The organism is Actinoallomurus sp. CA-150999, assembly GCF_050942425.1.
Classification (GTDB): domain Bacteria; phylum Actinomycetota; class Actinomycetes; order Streptosporangiales; family Streptosporangiaceae; genus Actinoallomurus.
In genome coordinates this window covers 9,351,088-9,368,919 of record NZ_CP192063.1, presented here as the reverse complement: position 1 = coordinate 9,368,919, position 17,832 = coordinate 9,351,088, and the positions used below count along the sequence as shown (strand labels likewise).

The following is a 17,832-nucleotide window of genomic DNA, read 5'->3' as shown; positions in this document are numbered from 1 at the left end:
AGGATGCCGGCATGCGGTCGGTACGGGCGGTCTTCTTCGATCTCGACGACACGCTCGTCGACTACGACCGCGCGGCCTGGACGGCGACGGTGCGCCGGGTCTGCGCCGCGCTGGAGACGGACGTTCCGGAGCTTCTCCCCGACCGTCTGTTCGACGCTTACACCCACGCCTACGCCGCCCATCTGCGGGCGACGGAGGCGACCATCGCGCGTTCGCCCAGCGGAGCCCCGGACGCTCGCTCCATCTGGCGGGAGATCTGGCAGCGGGCGCTCGCCGAGTGCGGACATGAGAGCGACGCTCTGGCCGGACGCGCGCTCGACCTCTACGTGCGCGATCGGAACCGCAGTTACCGGCTGTTCGACGACGTGACGGAGGTTCTCGCCGCCCTGCGCGAGCGCGTCGACACGCTGGCCGTCGTCACGAACGGCCCGGTCGACGCCCAGCGGGACAAGCTGGCGGCGACGGGCCTCGACCGCCACTTCGACCTGATCGTCGTATCCGCCGAGGTCGGCGTCGCCAAGCCCGATAAGGCGATCTTCGACCTCGCGGTCCGCCGGTTGGGCGTCGAACCGCGCTCCGTGTGGCATGTCGGCGACAACCTCACCACCGACGTCGGCGGCGCCCGGAACGCGCGGCTGGGCGCCGGCGTCTGGCTCAACCGGGCCGGCGTGGCGCGTGGTGCCGACGACCCGTCCCCCGGGCATGAGATCGCCTCACTGCGCGAGCTGCCGGCGCTGGTGGACCAATAGTGATCGCCGAGGCTTGCCGGCGCCGGGACCACACCGGAGGACGGGCATGACGTATCTGGGTGTCGACGTGGGCACGTCCGGGACCAAGGGCGTGCTGGTCGGGGAGGACGGGACGGTGCTCGCCACCGCCGTGCGCCCGCACGCGGTGGAGCGTCCCGGCCCGGGGCACGTCGAGATGGACGCCCGGATCTGGTGGGAGGAGTTCGTCTCCATCGCCCGCGAGCTGGCCGGCGCCGGCGACCCGGTCACGGCCGTCGGCGTCAGCGGCATGGGACCGTGCGTGCTCCTGGCCGACGAGGCGGACACGCCGCTGCGCCCGGCGATCCTGTACGGCGTCGACACCCGCGCCACCGCGCAGATCGCCCGCCTCGACGCCGAGCTGGGCCGCGAGGACGTCCTGCGACGCTGCGGCTCCCTGCTGTCCACGCAGGCCGTCGGCCCGAAGATCGCCTGGGTCGCCGAGCACGAGCCGGAGGTCGCGGCGCGGGCGCGGCGGCTGTACCTGCCCGCGTCCTATCTGGCGAACCGGCTCACCGGCGCGTACGTCCTCGACCACCACTCCGCGAGCCAGGCCGTGCCGCTGTACGACTCCGTCGCGCAGGAGTGGTACCGACCGTGGGCCGAGCGCGTCGCGCCCGGGATCGACCTGCCCCCGCTGCGCTGGCCCGGCGACGTCGCGGGGCAGGTCACCGCCGACGCGGCGGCCGCGACCGGCCTGCCGGCCGGGATTCCGGTGATCACCGGCACGATCGACGCGTGGTCCGAGGCCCTCAGCGTGGGCGCGCAGGGCGTCGGCGACCTCATGCTGATGTACGGCAGCACGATGTTCCTCATCAACACCGTGCCCGACCGGCTGCTCGTCCCCGAACTGTGGAGCACCGTCGGCGCGCTGCCGGGCACCCGCAACCTCGCCGGCGGGATGGCGACCTCCGGGATGATCACCGAGTGGCTGCGGGAGCTGTTCGGCTCCCCGGACCACGCCACCCTGCTGGCCGAGGCCGAGACGTCCGGTCCCGGTGCGCGCGGCCTGCTCATGCTGCCGTACTTCGCCGGCGAACGGACCCCGATCGCCGACCCGCACGCGCGCGGCGTGATCGCGGGACTGACCGTCGAGCACACGCGGGGCGACCTGTACCGCGCCGCTCTGGAGGCGACCGCGTTCGGCGTGCGCCACAACGTCGAGGTGATGCGCGCGGCGGGCGGCGACGTCCGCCGGATCGTCGCGGTCGGCGGCGGCACGCGCGGCGGCGTGTGGACGCGCGTGGTCTCGGACGTCACCGGGCTGGAGCAGGAGATCCGGGCCGTCACGATCGGAGCGTGCTACGGCGCGGCGTTCCTCGCGGCGAGCACGGTGGCCGATCCGTCGATCGACGTGTGGAACCCGATCCGCGAGCGTGTCAGGCCGGATCCCGAGGTCCAGGCCCGCTACGACGAGCTGTACACGCTGTACCGGAGCCTCTATCCGGCGACCCGCGACATCGCCCACACCCTGGCCCGCGGGCCTGAGTGACCCGGGACGCCGGAGCCGATTCGAGCCGTCGGCGGCTGCTGCGATGCCACCGACGATCCGCCGCTTGGACAGCGGATTGTCGCTGGTTTGCCCTACGGTTTCGCGACATGGAGACTTCCCCCGACCTGCCCGACGAGCAGGGCCTCGTCATCCCGGTCGCCTGGCGCCGGCAGCTGCACCCACGACGCGGCGGTCTGAGCGGGCGGCCGCCGGCGGCTCCCGAGGCGGGCGAAGGGCTGACGCGGGAGCTGAGGTCCCAGATCGAGAAGGTGCTCCTCGACAAGAGGACCGACCCTGAGGCGGCCGACCTGGGGCTCGCCCACCTGCGCGGTTCCGCGACCCCCAAGGGCGCGGCCGTGGTCGCGACGGCCCTGGCGGCGATCCGGCACGCGAAGCCCTTGCCGTTCGCCGACACCTGGATCGCCGAGCACGGCATCGTGTTCGCCGCGTGCGCGCTCGCCGAGCTGAGCACCCTCCGCGCCGAGTTCGCCAGCCGGGACGAATGGCGGTGCGTGCGGTACGCCGTGCCCGGTGACCGCTCCCACGCCTGGTGGGCGATGGCGGCGAGCCGGTTCCGGGCCTGCCTGGCGACCGCCTCCGACGACGAGTACGCGGAGGCCGTCGAGCGTCTCGCGCACTGCCGCCGGACCGCGGCGCAGCGGGTGGCCGTCGCCTACCTCGTGCCGACGCGCCAGGACTGGGTGGACGACTGCTGCGCCAACCCGCCGAGCACCGCCGAATGGTCGCTGTTCCACAACCAGTGGATGCTGCTGTGCGCCCTGGGCTCCGCGCACCAGCTCGACCTGCTCGGCGGACGGCTGACGCTCGGCTGGCAGGAGCGCTCGGTCGGCGTCGTCGCCACGCTGCTCGAAGGCGTGGGCGCGGCGGCGACGCCACTGCTGGCCGAGATGCTGGACGAGGACCACACGAGCGGCGACGTCCGCAAGATGCTGCTCGACGCGCTCGCGCTGCTCCCCTCTGATGAGGCGTTCCAGGCCATGCTGGACCGCCTTGACCAGAAGTACGTCCAGCCCGCGACGCTGACCGCCATCAAGCGCTTTCCGGTGCGGGCGCTGCGGCTGCTCGCTCCGGCCTCCCGGGGCACGTCCCGATCCGCCGTCCTGGCCGGGGAACTGCTGCGCGGCCACGTGCGGACCAATGCCGAGCTCGTGGCCGCCGCCCTGCCGGAGTTGCCCGCCGAGGTCCGCGCCATCGCCGAGTCGACCGTCGCCGCCGTCGCGCTGGTCCCCGAGGCATCGGCGGAGGCACTGCCGCCGGTCCTGGTCACGCCACCGTGGACCCGCAGGCGCAAGGCCGTGAAACCGGTGGTCATCGAGGGTCTGACGCCGCCGGCCGAGCGGCGTGCCGAATGGGCGCCCGGCGAGCGCGAGACCTGGGGCAAGGCGCCGGCGGCCTACTGGCGCGCGCCTGAGGAGACCGACTGGGCGAAGGCGGTCGCGAAGTTCCGCAGGGGAGAGCAGGCCTGGTACAGCCAGGCCGGCCTCTTCGTGGACGGGCCCGAGGAACAGGTCCGGCCGCTGGTGGCGGGCTGGAGGCCGAAGGACATGTGGGAGGCCGCCGAGTGGATGCGGCCGGTCGCCGCGCGATTCGAGCTCGACGCCCTGCCCGTCACGCTTCACGTCGCCCGGTCGGAGCCCGCCAACGCCGGCGGGGCCCTGCTGCCGTTTCTGGACACGGAGACGGCACTGCTGACGGCCGAGTGGCTGATGCGCCTCAAGACGGCCCGCCGGCACGCGCTCGCCTGGTTCGGGCGGCACGGGGTGAGCGCGGTTCCCCACCTGGTGCCCGCCGCGCTCGGCGAGGCCGGCCCGGACCGGAGCGCCGCCGAGGGAGCGCTGCGGCTTCTCGCCTCGCGGCACGGCGCCGAGCAGGTCGTGACGTCCGCGCGGGCGCACGGCGACGACGCGGCCCGGGCGGTCGAAGTGCTGCTGGCCGCCGACCCGCTCGAGCTGCTGCCCTCCCGGATGCCGAAGGCCGGAGGCTGGGCGGACCCGGCGGCCCTCCCGCAGGTGCTGCTGCGCGACCGCGCGACGGCCCTTCCCCCCGAGGCGACCGGCCACCTGCTCACCATGCTCGCGATCTCCCGGCTCGGGGAGGTGTACGCGGGCCTCGACCTCGTCCGTGAGCTGTGCGACCCCGGGTCCCTGACCGCGTTCTCCTGGGCGGTGTTCGAACGCTGGCAGGCCGCCGGCGCGCCGGCCAAGGACGGGTGGGCGCTGACCCAGCTCGGTGCCCTCGGCGACGACGAGATCGTACGCCGCCTGACCCCGGTGATCCGTGCCTGGCCCGGCGAGGGCGGTCACAGCAAGGCGGTGACCGGGCTCGACGTGCTCGCGGCCATCGGCACGGACGTGGCGCTGATGCACCTGCACGGCATCGCGCAGAAGGTGAAGTTCAAGGGCCTGAAGACGCGTGCGCAGGAGAAGATCCAGCAGGTCGCCGAGCAGCTGGAGCTGACGCCCGAGCAGCTGGCCGACCGGCTCGTCCCCGACTTCGGCCTGGCCGCCGACGGCAGCATGACCCTCGACTACGGGCCACGCCGGTTCGTCATGGGCTTCGACGAGCAGCTCAAACCGTTGGTGACCGACGAGAGCGGCAAGCGCCGCGCGAGCCTCCCCAAGCCCGGCGTCAAGGATGACCCCGACGTGGCCGCCGCCGCGTACAAACGCTTCGCCGCGCTGAAGAAGGACGTGCGCACGGTCGCGGCCGACCAGATCAGGCGCCTGGAGGCCGCGATGGTCACGCGCCGCCGCTGGTCCATGGCGGAGTTCGGGGAGTTCTTCGTCTCTCACCCGCTCGTGTGGCACATCGCGCGCCGGCTGGTGTGGGCGGCGGAGGCCGACGGCCGTACGATGACGTTCCGGATCGCCGAGGACCGCACCTTCGCCGACGTCTCCGACGACGTGCCGGCCCTCCCGGACTCCGCGCGCATCGGCCTCGTCCACCCGCTCGACCTGGGCGACGACCTGGAGGCGTGGGCGGAGGTGTTCGCCGACTACGAGATCCTGCAGCCGTTTCCCCAGCTCGGCCGGGCCGTACACCGGCTCACCGACGACGAGGCGGCCGAGGGCCGGCTGGCGCGTTTCGAGGGTGTCACCGTGCCCGTCGGCAAGGTCCTGGGGCTGGAGCGCCGCGGCTGGCGGCGCGGCCAGCCGCAGGACGCCGGCGTCGAGCGCTGGATCTCCAAACAGCTCCCCGACGGCCGGTTCGTCGTGATCGACCTGGACCCGGGCATCGCGGTCGGCGCGATCGATATGCTGCCCGAGCAGAAGCTCGACGTCGTCTGGCTGGCCGACGCGCCACAGGACTACTGGCCGGCCCGCGGCACCACGCATCGTTTCGGCGAGCTCGACCCGATGACCGCCTCGGAGCTGCTCGCCGACCTCACCGAGCTGGCCGAGGCGGCGGTCCGATGAGCGCGAACACCGAAGAGACGCTGCAACGGCCGCCGGCCGAGGTCCGGTTCGCCGACGAGCTCGAACGCCTGCGGGAGACCGACACCGCGCCGCGCCCGCCGGGCTGGGTGCTCAGCCTGGAGGCGGCCCGCCGGTTCATCGTCGGCGATGACGATCGAGGCATCCGGCGCAAGTTCGTCGGCGACCCGTCGCTGATCGACCGTGCCCTCGTCGCCCTCGCCACGAGCCGGGGCCTCATGCTGGTCGGCGAGCCAGGCACCGCCAAGTCGCTGCTGTCCGAGCTGGTCGCCGCGGCCGTGAGCGGCGACTCCACGCTGACGATCCAGGGCGGCGCGGCCACCACCGAGGACCAGATCAAGTACTCCTGGAACTACGCGCTGCTGGTGTCCGAGGGGCCGTCCACCCGGTCGCTGGTGCCCGCGCCGCTGCTGCGCGGCATGGCCGAGGGCAAGGTCGTGCGCTTCGAAGAGATCACCCGTTGCCCGCTGGAGGTGCAGGACTCCCTGCTGTCCCCGCTGTCCGACCGGGTCCTCGGCGTTCCCGAGCTGGCCGGTCCGGACGCCATGGTGTTCGCCCGCGAGGGGTTCAACATCATCGCCACCGCCAACACCCGCGACCGCGGCGTGAACGAGATGAGCGCCGCGCTCAAGCGCCGGTTCAACTTCGAGACGGTCTTCCCGATCGCGGACTTCGCCACGGAGCTCGACCTCGTGGAGGCGGAGGCCACTCGCCTGCTGGAGCAGTCGGGGGCGGGCGCGCCGCCGCGCCGCGACGTGCTCGAGGTGCTCGTGGCGACCTTCCGCGAGCTGCGTTCGGGGACGACCGAGACCGGCCGGGCCATGGACCGGCCCTCGACGGTGATGAGCACGGCCGAGGCGGTGTCCGTCGCGCACGCCGTCGGCATCCGCGGCTGGTTCCTGCGCGGCGAGGCGGGCACCCCCGCCGACATCGTCGAGTGCCTGGCCGGCACCGCGGCCAAGGACGACCCCGACGACCTCGCCCGGCTGCGCCGCTACCTCGAACAGGAGGCGCCGCACCGCAAGGGCCGCCAGTGGAAGGCGCTGCACGCCGCCCGTCACCTGCTGCCCGGCTGATGGCGGTCACGTACATCGGGGTCCGGCACCACAGCCCCGCGTGCGCGCGGCTGGTCGCCCGGACCATCGAACGGCTGCGGCCGGCGTACGTCCTGGTGGAGGGGCCGGCCGACTTCGGCGACCGGATCGACGAACTGCTCCTCGGGCATGACCTGCCGGTCGCGATCTTCAGCCACTACCGGGACGCGTCGCGGACGCACGCCTCGTGGACGCCGTTCTGCGCCTACTCCCCGGAGTGGGTGGCGCTGACCGTCGGCCGGGACCGCGGGGCGCGGGTGCGGTTCATCGACCTGCCCGCCTGGCACCCCGCCTTCGCCGACCGGCGCAACCGGTACGCCGACGCCGAGGAGCGGTACGCCGAGGCGACGCGCAGGCTCTGCCGGTCCTTCGCCGTCGACAACACCGACGCGCTCTGGGACCACCTGTTCGAGGTGGAGCCCGGCGACGACCTGGCGGAACGCCTCGCGACCTACTTCGACCTCGTACGCGGCGAGTCGGCGGCCGGACCGGACGACACGGCGCGCGAGGCCTACATGGCGCGCTGGATCCGCGCGGCCGCCGCCGACGCGGGGGAGCGCCCGGTCGTGGTCGTCACCGGCGGCTTCCACCGGCCGGCGCTGCGCGCCCTCGCAGGAGACCTCGCTGAGGAATGGCCTGAGGTGCCGCGGCCGCCCGAGGGCGCGGTCGGAGGCAGCTACCTGGTGCCGTACTCCTTCCAGCGGCTGGACTCCTTCACCGGCTACCAGTCCGGCATGCCGTCGCCGGAGTACTACCAGCGGCTGTGGGAGAGCGGGCCCGAGCGCGCCGCCGCCGCGCTCACCGAGATCGTCGTCACCCGGCTCCGCCGACGGCGGCAGCCGGTCTCGACCGCCGACCTCATCGCCGCTCGTACGCTCACCGACGGGCTCGCCCGGCTGCGCGGCCACCGCGTCCCCGCACGCACCGACCTGCTCGACGGCCTGGTCGCCGCGCTCGTCGCCGACGACCTGGAACACCCGCTCCCGTGGACGGTCCGGGGTCCCCTCGCCCCGGGCGCGCATCCGGCCGTGGCCGAGATGGTCACCGCGCTGAGCGGGGACCGCGTCGGACACCTCCATCCCGGCACGCCCGCGCCGCCGCTCCTGCACGACGTGACCGCCGAACTCGAACGCCTCGGGCTCGACGGCGAAGGCACGGTCGTCCTCCGCCTGACCGGCGACCGCGACCTGCACCGCAGCCGCGTCCTGCACCGGATACGGGTGCTGCGCATTCCCGGCTTCGAGCGCGAATCCGGGCCGGCCGCCGACACCGAGCCGGCGGCCGAAGAACGGTGGACGCTGTCACCCGGCGAGCACCGGATCCCCGCCCTGATCGAGGCCGGTGCGTACGGCGCCACGCTCGCCGACGCCGCGGGGGCCGTGCTGGAGGAGCGGACCGCCGAGGCGGGAGCCGACACCGGGCGGCTCGCCACCGTCCTGTTCGACGCCGCACTCTGCGGCCAGGCCGATCGGTCGGAGCGGATCGCCGGGACCCTCGCCGCCGGGATCGCGGCCGCGAGTGAGGTCGGAGCCCTCGGCCGGGTGCTGGGCACCGTCCTCGGCCTGTGGCGGCACGACCGGCTCCTCGGCACCGCCGGAAGCCCCCTGTTCGGCACCGTCATCAGTGAATGCGTCGGCCGCGTTCTGTGGCTCGTCGAAGGCGTGCGCGGCGGCCCCGCCCCCGCCGACCTGGAGCGTCTCCACGCGCTCGCCGCGACACGGGACGCGCTGGTGCACGCCGGCGGCCCGCTCGGCCTCGACCGGGACGCCGCGCTCGGCGTGGCCGGACGGGTGGGCGCGAACACCGACGCGCCGCCGGACCTGCGCGGTGCCGCCTTCGGCCTCGCCTGGCGCCTCGGCGGCACGGCCGACCCGGTCCGCGCCGTACGCGGCGTCGCCGACCCGAAGACGCTGGGCGACTGGCTCGCCGGCCTGTTCGCCCTGGCCCGTGACGAGGTGCTGGCCGACGAGCCCGGCGAGGACACCGCCTCGGCGGGAGACGTTGAGGCGCGGAGAGAGCCCAGGCCGGCCGCCCTGACGGCAGAGACCGAGTCGGCCGCCGGGCCTGAGACGGCGCAGACCGGACGTGGCGGTCCCGGTCTGCTCGGCACGCTGGACGAGCTGATCAGCGGGCTGCCCGAACGCGACTTCCTGGTGGCCCTGCCCGCCCTGCGGCAGGCCTTCGAGTTCTTCCCGCCGCGCGAGCGGGAAATGATCGCCCGGCGCCTCCTCGACCGCCGGGGCGTACGCGACTCGGCTCGGGCGCTGCTGCGGACCCCGGCCGATCCGCTGCTGATCGCGGCGGCGATGGATCTGGAGAACAGAGTGGACCGGCTGCTCACCGCGGAAGGTCTCATGGCAGGAAGGGAACCGGCGTGACCGAGCCCGACCCGGACCTCGAGCGCTGGCGGCTCATCCTGGGCGCGCCCGCCGAGCGTCACACCGGCGCGCCGGCCGGCGACGCGGCTGCCCGCGACGCCGCGCTGGACTGGCTGTACGGCCGCGATCCGGACCTGGAGCGCCGCGGCGTACGCCGCGGTGGGGTCCGGCCCGAGGATCGGCAGGGCGGGTCCGGGCCGTCGGTGGTCACCACCGTCGACTGGCTCGACGACGTCCACCGGCTGTTCCCCAAGGAGACCATCGAACGGCTCGAACGCGACGCCGTCGAACGCTACGAGATCCACGAGGTGGTCACCGACCCCGCCGTCCTCGAACGCGTCGAACCCGACCCGGCGTTGCTGCGGGCGGTCCTCCGCACCAAGCACCTGATGAACCCCGAGGTACTCGCCCTGGCCCGGCGTCTCGTCGAACAGGTCGTCCGCGAACTGATGCGGCAGATGGCGACGGAGGTGCGCCAGGCGTTCCACGGCACCCGGTCCCGGCGGCCCAGCCGCGCGCCCCGGGCGCGCGACTTCGACTTCCACGGCACGATCCGGGCGAACCTCGCCCACTATCGGCCCGAGGAGAAGCGCATCCTCATCGAGCGTCCCCGTTTCCTGTCCCGGACGCGACGGCATCTCGACCAGTGGCAGCTGATCCTGCTCGTCGACCAGTCCGGTTCGATGGTCGGCTCGGTGATCCATTCCGCCGTGACCGCCGCCTGCCTGTGGGGCCTGCCCGGGCTCAAGACCCACCTCGTCGCGTTCGACACCGCCGTCGTCGACCTCACCTCCGACGTCACGGACCCGGTCGAGCTGCTGCTCAAGGTCCAGCTCGGCGGCGGCACCGACATCGCGCGCGCCGTGGAGTACGGCGCCGGGCTGATCGAGAACCCGCGTCGGGCGATCGTCGCCGTCGTCACCGACTTCTACGAGGGAGGCGACGAGCACCACCTGGTCCGTACCGTCCGGGAGATGGTGGGACAGGGCACCCAGGTGCTCGGCCTCGCCGCGCTAGACGAGGACGCGAACCCCTCCTACGACCGGGGTCTCGCGCGCCGCCTGGCCGCGGTCGGCGCTCATGTCGGAGCGATGACCCCGGGGCGGCTGGCGGAGTTCGTCGCCGAGAGGATCGGCGGATGATCCGCGCCGACCTCCTCGCGCTGACGCCCGACGCGCTCGCCGCACTCGCCAACCGGGGACTCGTGAAGCGCGCCACCAAGGAGCTCGACGCCGGAAACGCGCCAGCGGTGGATGTCGCCCCGGACGGCACCGTCCGCGGTCGCTTCCCAGACGGGGCCGAGGCCACGCTCCCGGATGGCGGCGGGCTGGAGGGCGCGTCCTGTACGTGCGCCGCGACCGGTGTCTGCCGCCACCGGATCGGCCTGATCCTGGCGTACCAGCGGCAGGCGGCCGAAATGGGACGAGCGGCCGACGCCGAGAGCCCCGCACGCGGCGAGGCGGACGCCGCACAGGCAGGCACCGCACACGCGGGCACCGCACCCGGCAAGGGAACCATCGCGGGCGGCGAGAGGAACGCGCCGGATCTCCCGGCCGGTGAGGCGGACGCGTCGGGCGCTCGGGTGGCGGAGGCAGGGGAGGGCACTTCGCCGACCGCTCCGGTCGGCGGTGCGGGTGCGGCGGGCCATCCGGCCGAAACGACGGGCGACGGCGTGGAGTCGGCCCTGGCCGACTCGCCCGATCCGCATGACCCCGTCGACCGGCAGGACATGCCCGCCCTGGCTGATCCGGCCGACCGTCCCACCTTGGCCGATCGGCCCGACCCGGCCAACCTGCCCGCTTTGGCTGACCGACCCGACCCGGCCAACCTGCCCGCTTTGGCTGACCCACCCGACCCCGCTGACCTGCCTGCTTTGGCTCATCGGCCCGACGCGGCCGACCTGCCCGTTTTGGCTGATCGGCCGGACTCGGCCGACAGGCCCAACCTGCCCGACGCGGCTGGACCTGTCGACCCGCACGGCGTTGCCGGGTCGGCCGACCCCGGCGGAGCCGCCGGCCCTCCTGGGAACGTCGGCCGCCCGCCGTGGTCCCTGTGGTCACCGGGTGCCTTCGACGATGAGGCGCTGGTCCGCACGCTCGGGCAGCGGGCGCTGACCGCGGCCCGGCGGACACACCGGGCGGGCTATTCGGCGCGGATCCGTCGGCCCACCCCCGCCGACCCGGTCGCGGCCGTCGAACTGTCCACGTGCACGGTCCGGTTCCTCGTGCCCGGCGAACTCGGGTACGTGCACACCGACGCCGCCACCGGGCTGCGAGGAGAGGTGATCACGCTCGCGGTCTGGGCGTTCCGGGCGGCCGACGAGCGCGGGCTGCGGGGGGAGGACGTGCGGGTCGACGTGGGCGGCCGGGCCGGCGGCGGCCCGGCGCGTTCGGGGCTGGAGGCCGTGGTCGGGCTCGTGGACGAGGTCCTCCTTGAAGGCGCCGTGCACGCCGGGCCGCTCCAGCCCGCGGCGCTGCGCCGAGCGTCCCGGGCGCTGACCGCCCGTAACCTGCACTGGCCCGCTTCGGCCCTGGACGACCTGACGGAACAGCTGGCGGCCTACCAGGACCGGGCCGCCCGGTACGCCCCGGAGACGCTCGCCGGGCTGCTGGCCGAGGTCCATGCCCGGCATCGCGCCGCCCGGCACTCGGACGGCCTGCCACGCGCGCAGGTACTGGGCACCGACGAGTCGGCCGAGACGCCGCTGCGGCAGGTCCGGCTCACCGCGCTGGGCTGCCGTGTCGGCGGCACCGAGGACGAGCGCACCGCCGATGTCTTCCTCGCCCAGGCGCACAGCGGCGTCGTCCTCGTGCTGAAACGGCGTTGGGAGGTCGCCGAGGGACAGGCTCTGACCGGCGGTGACCTGGCCTCGCGCCGGATCCTCGGTTCGACGCTGCGCTCGCTCGCCGCCGCCAACGTCGTCTCCGAGAACGCCTCCCGCAGCGCCGGCCGCGTCGTCCGGCTCGCGGCCGGGCGGGTGTCCCGCACGACGGTCACGCCGGTGGGAGTGAGCTGGAAGGACCTACCTGGTTCCGTTCTCGTCCGTGACCTGCGAGCGCTCGACCGGGAGGTGGCGTCGCTGCCTCCCGCCCTCATCCGGCCGCGGGTCGAGGCCGAGCTGATCCGCGTCGTGGAGGCCGTCGAGGTCCACGAGGTCGGCTACGACCCCGGCGGTCAGCGACTGGAGGCGGTGATCGCCGATGCGAACGGCACGACGGCCGTCGTGTCCGCCGTCTACAGCCCGTACCGTCCGGGGGCGCTCGACAGCCTGGCCGAGGTACTGACAGAGCAAGCGACCGGCCCGCTCCTGATCAGTGGGGCCGTCCGCCGTACCGGAGGCGCCCTCGTCCTCGATCCGATCGCCGTCATGGCGGGCGGTGCCGTGATCGTGCCGGACCTGGCGCCGGGCGCGGGCGGTGCGGCGCTCGACCCGTACGCCGGGCGGCAGGCGGATCCACTGGGCGCGGCACTGGGCGACGCCGTCGCCGCCTGCGCCGAGGCGGCGCACCGCGGGCTCCGCCATGCCACGGACGGCGTTCGTACCCGCGTCGAGAAGGCCGCGCACGGGCTGCGCCGCGTCGGCCTGCGAACTGCGGCCGACCTGGTCGCGGGGCTCGGAACGGCGCTGCGGAGCGAGGACGCGGACCGGATGACCAGCGCGTGGATCGACGCCTGGATCCGCCTCGCGACTCTTGTCGAGCTGCGATGACTCGGATTGGATGACCGGCGCCTGGATCGGCCTCGCGACTCTTGTCGAGCTGCGATGACTCGGATTGGATGACCGGCGCCTGGATCGGCCTCGCGACTCTTGTCGAGCTGCGATGACATGGATTGGATGACCGGCGCCTGGATCGGCCTCGCGACCCTTGTCGAGCTGCGATGACGCGCCGCCGTTCGACCCCGGTGCGCATGTCACTGGCGCTCGTCAGGTACTTATGGCCTCATGACCGATTCTGCGCTGCGGGACGCCCCGTCCGAATCCGAGCCGGCCGGGTCCGGGCACCGCTCGGGACTCTGGACGCTGATGCTCGGCGCTCTGGGCGTCGTGTACGGCGATATCGGCACCAGCCCGCTGTACGCCCTCCAGACCGTCTTCTCCATCGACAACGGCGCCGTGCGCCCCACGAGCGGGGACGTCTACGGCGTGATCTCGATGGTGTTCTGGTCGGTCACGCTGGTCGTCTCGGTGAAGTACGTGACGTTCATCCTGCGCGCCGACAACGACGGCGAGGGCGGCGTGATGGCGCTCGCCGCCCTGGTGCGCCGCGTGCTCGGCGACGTCCGCGGCAAGGCGGCGGTGGCGATGGCGCTCGGCGTGTTCGGCGCGTCGCTGTTCTACGGCGACAGCGTGATCACGCCGGCCATCTCGGTGCTGTCGGCGGTGGAGGGCCTGAAGGTGTCCTCGCCCGGCATCTCCCATATGGTCCTGCCGATCGCGGCGACGATCCTGGCGCTGCTGTTCGTGGCGCAGCGGTGGGGCACGCACCGTGTCGGGAGCCTGTTCGGACCGGTGATGGTGATCTGGTTCCTGGCGATCGCCCTGGCGGGTCTCGGGGAGGTGATCCGGAAACCGGGCATCCTGCTCGGGCTGTCGCCGACGTACGCCGGCGCGTTCGTCATCGACCACCCGTACATCGCGTTCATCGCCATGGGCGCCGTGGTGCTGTCGATCACCGGTGCCGAGGCGCTGTACGCCGACATGGGTCACTTCGGCCGCAGCCCGATCCGGCGCGCCTGGTTCGCCGTGGTCTTCCCGGCGCTGACGCTGAACTACCTCGGCCAGGGTGCGCTGATCCTGCGGGATCCCCACAGCGTGACGAGCCCGTTCTTCCTGCTGATGCCCGGCTGGGCGCGGCTGCCGATGGTGATCCTCGCGACGGCGGCCACGGTCATCGCCTCCCAGGCCGTGATCACCGGGGCGTTCTCGGTGTCCCGGCAGGCCGTACGGCTCGGCTTCCTGCCGTACCTGCGGATCCGCCACACCTCGCCGCGTGAGATCGGGCAGGTGTACGTCCCCGCCGTCAACTGGATCCTGTTCGCGGGCGTGCTGGCGCTGATGCTCGGCTTCGAATCCTCCGAGCACCTGGCGACGGCGTACGGCGTGGCGGTCACCGGGACGCTCATCATCACCACCGCGCTGTTCCTGGTGGTGGCGCGGGCGCACTGGAACTGGCCCACGTGGCGGCTCGTGGTCTTCGGGGTCGTGATCGGCGGCGCGGAGGTCACCTACTTCGCCGCGAACCTGACGAAGGTCACGCACGGCGGCTGGCTGCCGCTGCTGATCGCGATCTCGGTCTTCACGGTCATGAAGACGTGGGAGCGCGGCCGGGAGATCGTCACGGCTCGCCGCAACGCCAAGGAGGGCCCGCTGCCGGAGTTCATCGAGAAGCTCCGGGAGAAGAAGGTGACGAAGGTGCCGGGCACGGCGGTCTTCCCCCACCCGGGCAAGCAGACCACGCCGCTCGCCCTGCGGGCCAACCTCGACCACAACCACGTCGTGCACGAGCACGTCGTGATCGTCTCGGTGACCTCGGAGAACGTGCCGCACGTCCCGGTCGCGGAGCTGATCACCGTCGACGACCTCGGCTACCACGACGACGGCGTCGTCCACCTCACCGTGCGGTACGGCTTCCAGGACGAACAGGACATCCCCGCCGCCCTGCGCATGGCGGCGGCCAAGCAGCCGCGCTCCGAGCTCCTCGACATCGACCCGGACAACGCGTCGTACTTCCTGTCCCGGGGAACACTGCGGCTCACCAACGACCCCGGCATGCGCCGGTGGCGCAAGAAGCTGTTCCTCGCGCTGGCGCACAACGCCGCGAGCCCGGCGGAGTACTTCTGCCTGCCCGAGGCCCGCACGGTCGTCATGGGCACCCAGGTCGACCTCTGAGCTGCCCCCTCACGGCCCGCGCCGCAGCCGGGCGCGGTAGTGGTCGCGGACGTCCTGGCGGAGCAGGTAGCCGAACCCGGCCGCCTCGATCCGCCGGACGAGCTCCGTCTCGGTCGCGCCCAGCGCGGCGGCCGTGGTGGACAGCCGCCAGTCGTTCGCGGCGAGCCGGGTCAGCAGGTGGCCGCGCCGGACCTGGTTCTCCGACAGCCGGAACGTCTTGAGGTACGCGAGCCGCCCGGTGTCGTCGTCGATGAGCTCGCCGAGGTGGTTGTCCTGCTGCCGCTCGAAGGAGGGCATCAGCCGGGACAGGCGGTACGGCCCCATCTCGTACACGTGCTCGTACGTGTAGTCCCCGCCGAGCAGCCCGCCCGCCATCACGTCGTCGTGGAACGCCGCCCACTCGTCCTGCCGCGCGCGGGCCGCGGCACGGAGGTCGGCGAGCGAGCGCACCGCCGTGTCCTCGATGCGGGCGCGGAACTCCGGCACCGGCCGGCCGTACATCGCGTAGTGGTGGATCAGCTCGCCGTACAGGTCGTGGACAAGAGTGGAGTGCAGGGCACGGTAGTCGTCCGGGTGCGGCACGACGAAGGCGGAGGCGAGCGCGTCCGACAGGTAGACGAGGACGCCGCACTGCCCCGGGTGGATCTCGAAGACCCGCAGGGCGTCGGCCAGGCCCCGGACGGCGGCGCCCGTGTAGGCCTCCTCCGCGCGCGGTGAGAGCCCTTGGCGGAGCGCGCGTTCCGACCACTCCGACCAGGCGATCTCCGGCCCGCCGAAGTGCAGCGCGAGGTACCCCTCGAGCGCCAGGTGCAGAGGCAGGAACCGCAGCCGGTTCTTGTCGGCCCGGCGCGCCATCCGGCGGTGGAACCGCAGCGGCATCCGGTCCGGCGCGCGGTCGTCCGCCGTGTCCCGCAGCTGGGTGCCGTACGCGGCGGCGGGCGTGCCGTCGCCGGTCCAGGTCGCCACGAAGCCGTGCGGGATGTAGGACCAGTAGACGGTCCGCCGGTCCACCGCGACGACCCCGATGTCCGCGTCGTAGAGGCGCGACGCGAGCCGCAGGTCCTCGATCGGCTCGTCGCGGACCAGCGGGACGAGGCGGACCCCGCCCCACACCTGCGCCGGGCGGGTGGCGAGCCCGTTCAGCGACAGATCCGTCACGGGACCTCCTCCGTCGGCCCCGTGTCCAAGGTGCCGTGCGGGTCCTCCTGGAGGAAGTCCGCCACGCGCCGCGCGAGGTGGGCGCGCAGCTCTGGCAGACCCGTACGGCCCTCCGCGAACTGCGCCAGCTCCACCAGCGCGACCAGGTTCTCCGCGTCCCGGATGCCGGCGGTGGGGACGGTCGGGGCCAGCCGCCGTACGTCGAAGTCGGCGGCGTCGTACACGGGGTTGAGGTGGACGACGCCGCACGCGCGGGCCGGGTCGAGCCGGGTGCGCCAGATCCGCAGCACTTCGCCCGCCAGCCCCGGCGGCGCGTTGTCCCACCCGTCGGAGACGATGACGAGGCGATCCGGAGCGAGCTCGAGGCCGTCGAGGACCCGTTCGCCGAGCGGCGTTGGCCCGTACGGCCGGGCCGTCAGGGCGTCCGCGCGGCCCGACAGCCACAGCGGCGTGTAGTCGGCGGCCAGCGCCTCCAGCAGGAAGTGGCAGGCCAGGGCGACGGCGAGCGGCCGGCGGCGCTTCTGCCCCGAGCCGTACGCCGAGAAGCTGTCGTCGAGCACGGCGGCCACCGTCCCCCAGCGCCCGGCCTGCTCGCCGGCCGTACGGCGGGCCGCCACGCGCATCGCCCCGGTCAGCTCGGCGCGGCGACGCTCGCGCTCGTCCAGGGGCAGGGCGAGCACGTACGACGCGAGCCGGGTCAGCGGCATCGTCGTCAGGTCGGCCCGGACCGCGTCCGCCTCATGCGCACGCGCGGACTCCTGCAGGCGCAGCCGCTCCAGCCGGGTGAGCCGGGGCGCGATGCGCTCCAGGAACGCCCCGCGCGGCACCCCGTGCCGGGCGGCGAACCCCTCCGCCACCGTGTACGGCAGGTCGTACAGCGCGGCCTTCTCATAGTGGGCGCGCCGCCAGGTCTCCAGGATCGGCGTCTCGTAGGCGGCGGGCCGGCCCCAGGCGAACAGGAAGGGGCCCAGTTCCCCGTCCGGCGCCAGGTGCGCGTGCCGGACCGCGTCCTTGACCGCGGAGCGGTACTTCACCGCGTCGAACGCCGCGTCCGGCCGGGCCGCCATCCAGTCCCGGATGATCGCGCGGGTGCGCCGGTTGTTGACCCGGGCGCGCCGCAGGTCGCGGAACAGCCCGTACACCCGCTGCGGCGGCAGCAGGGCGAGCCGCCGCGCGATCAGCCGCCCCTCGGCCCGGCGCTCCGCAGGCGTCGCCTCCGAAGCGGTGACCAGGAGGTTCCGCGCGATGAGCACGGCGTTGTGGTCGTTGACGTCCAGGGCGAGCGTCGCGGCGTACAGGTCGCGGTAGTTGCCCAGCAGGTAGTGGTGCAGGAAGCCCAGCGAGAGGCCCTGCTCGTCCGCGCCGGAGTGGAACTCGCGCTGGCCGGTCGACGTGATCGCCGCGTTGACGAACAGCAGGACGTCCTCGGCTGCGATCAGATCCGCGCCGGTCTCGTCGCGCGTCACGCTGGGAGCCCTTCCGGTCGAAAGTGGCCGGCCGGGGAATGGGGGCACGAGCTGCGAATCATCGCTTCACAGGCGGGTTCCGGAAGTCGCACCGAAGTCCCGCGGCCGGCCCCGGAACGGTAACACCGCCAT

General features: G+C 73.6%; 10 protein-coding genes. 8 read left to right on the top strand and 2 right to left on the bottom strand.

The window, feature by feature from the left end; translation table 11 throughout:
• The first annotated feature begins 11 nt into the window (after positions 1-11).
• The 8 genes from ACQP2O_RS43045 (at position 12) to ACQP2O_RS43010 (ending at position 15,076) form a co-directional block, all read left to right on the top strand.
• Entirely contained in the window at positions 12-749 is a 738-nt protein-coding gene (locus ACQP2O_RS43045) for an HAD family hydrolase (RefSeq protein WP_433174992.1), read from the top strand.
• A gap of 46 nt (positions 750-795) precedes the next feature.
• A complete protein-coding gene (locus tag ACQP2O_RS43040) occupies positions 796-2,259 on the top strand; it encodes an FGGY-family carbohydrate kinase (protein ID WP_433174991.1) in 1,464 nt (487 codons plus the stop codon).
• Between the two features lie 107 nt (positions 2,260-2,366).
• Positions 2,367-5,696 carry a DUF4132 domain-containing protein gene (locus ACQP2O_RS43035; protein ID WP_433174989.1) on the top strand — a complete coding sequence of 1,110 codons (3,330 nt, stop codon included), beginning with the start codon at positions 2,367-2,369 and terminating at the stop codon, positions 5,694-5,696.
• Positions 5,693-6,790 (top strand): ATP-binding protein, encoded by a 1,098-nt coding sequence (locus ACQP2O_RS43030; protein ID WP_433174988.1) that lies wholly within the window; start codon positions 5,693-5,695, stop codon positions 6,788-6,790. The genes ACQP2O_RS43035 and ACQP2O_RS43030 overlap by 4 nt, the downstream gene beginning before the upstream one ends.
• Positions 6,790-9,186 carry a DUF5682 family protein gene (locus tag ACQP2O_RS43025; RefSeq protein ID WP_433174987.1) on the top strand — a complete coding sequence of 799 codons (2,397 nt, stop codon included), beginning with the start codon at positions 6,790-6,792 and terminating at the stop codon, positions 9,184-9,186. The genes ACQP2O_RS43030 and ACQP2O_RS43025 overlap by 1 nt, the downstream gene beginning before the upstream one ends.
• On the top strand, positions 9,183-10,328 hold the full coding sequence (locus ACQP2O_RS43020) for a VWA domain-containing protein (RefSeq protein WP_433174986.1): 1,146 nt from the start codon (positions 9,183-9,185) through the stop codon (positions 10,326-10,328). The genes ACQP2O_RS43025 and ACQP2O_RS43020 overlap by 4 nt, the downstream gene beginning before the upstream one ends.
• On the top strand, positions 10,325-12,895 hold the full coding sequence (locus ACQP2O_RS43015; RefSeq protein ID WP_433174985.1) for a hypothetical protein: 2,571 nt from the start codon (positions 10,325-10,327) through the stop codon (positions 12,893-12,895). The genes ACQP2O_RS43020 and ACQP2O_RS43015 overlap by 4 nt, the downstream gene beginning before the upstream one ends.
• A gap of 234 nt (positions 12,896-13,129) precedes the next feature.
• The gene (locus ACQP2O_RS43010; RefSeq protein ID WP_433174984.1) at positions 13,130-15,076 is read left to right on the top strand and encodes a potassium transporter Kup; all 1,947 of its coding nucleotides are present in this window, start codon (positions 13,130-13,132) and stop codon (positions 15,074-15,076) included.
• Between the two features lie 9 nt (positions 15,077-15,085).
• Here the strand turns inward: ACQP2O_RS43010 and ACQP2O_RS43005 are convergent, their stop codons facing one another.
• Positions 15,086-16,234 carry an ARPP-2 domain-containing protein gene (locus ACQP2O_RS43005; protein ID WP_433174983.1) on the bottom strand — a complete coding sequence of 383 codons (1,149 nt, stop codon included), beginning with the start codon at positions 16,232-16,234 and terminating at the stop codon, positions 15,086-15,088.
• Positions 16,231-17,700, bottom strand: a complete 1,470-nt coding sequence (locus ACQP2O_RS43000; protein ID WP_433174982.1) for a hypothetical protein — start codon at positions 17,698-17,700, stop codon at positions 16,231-16,233. The genes ACQP2O_RS43005 and ACQP2O_RS43000 overlap by 4 nt, the downstream gene beginning before the upstream one ends.
• Positions 17,701-17,832 lie beyond the last annotated feature (132 nt).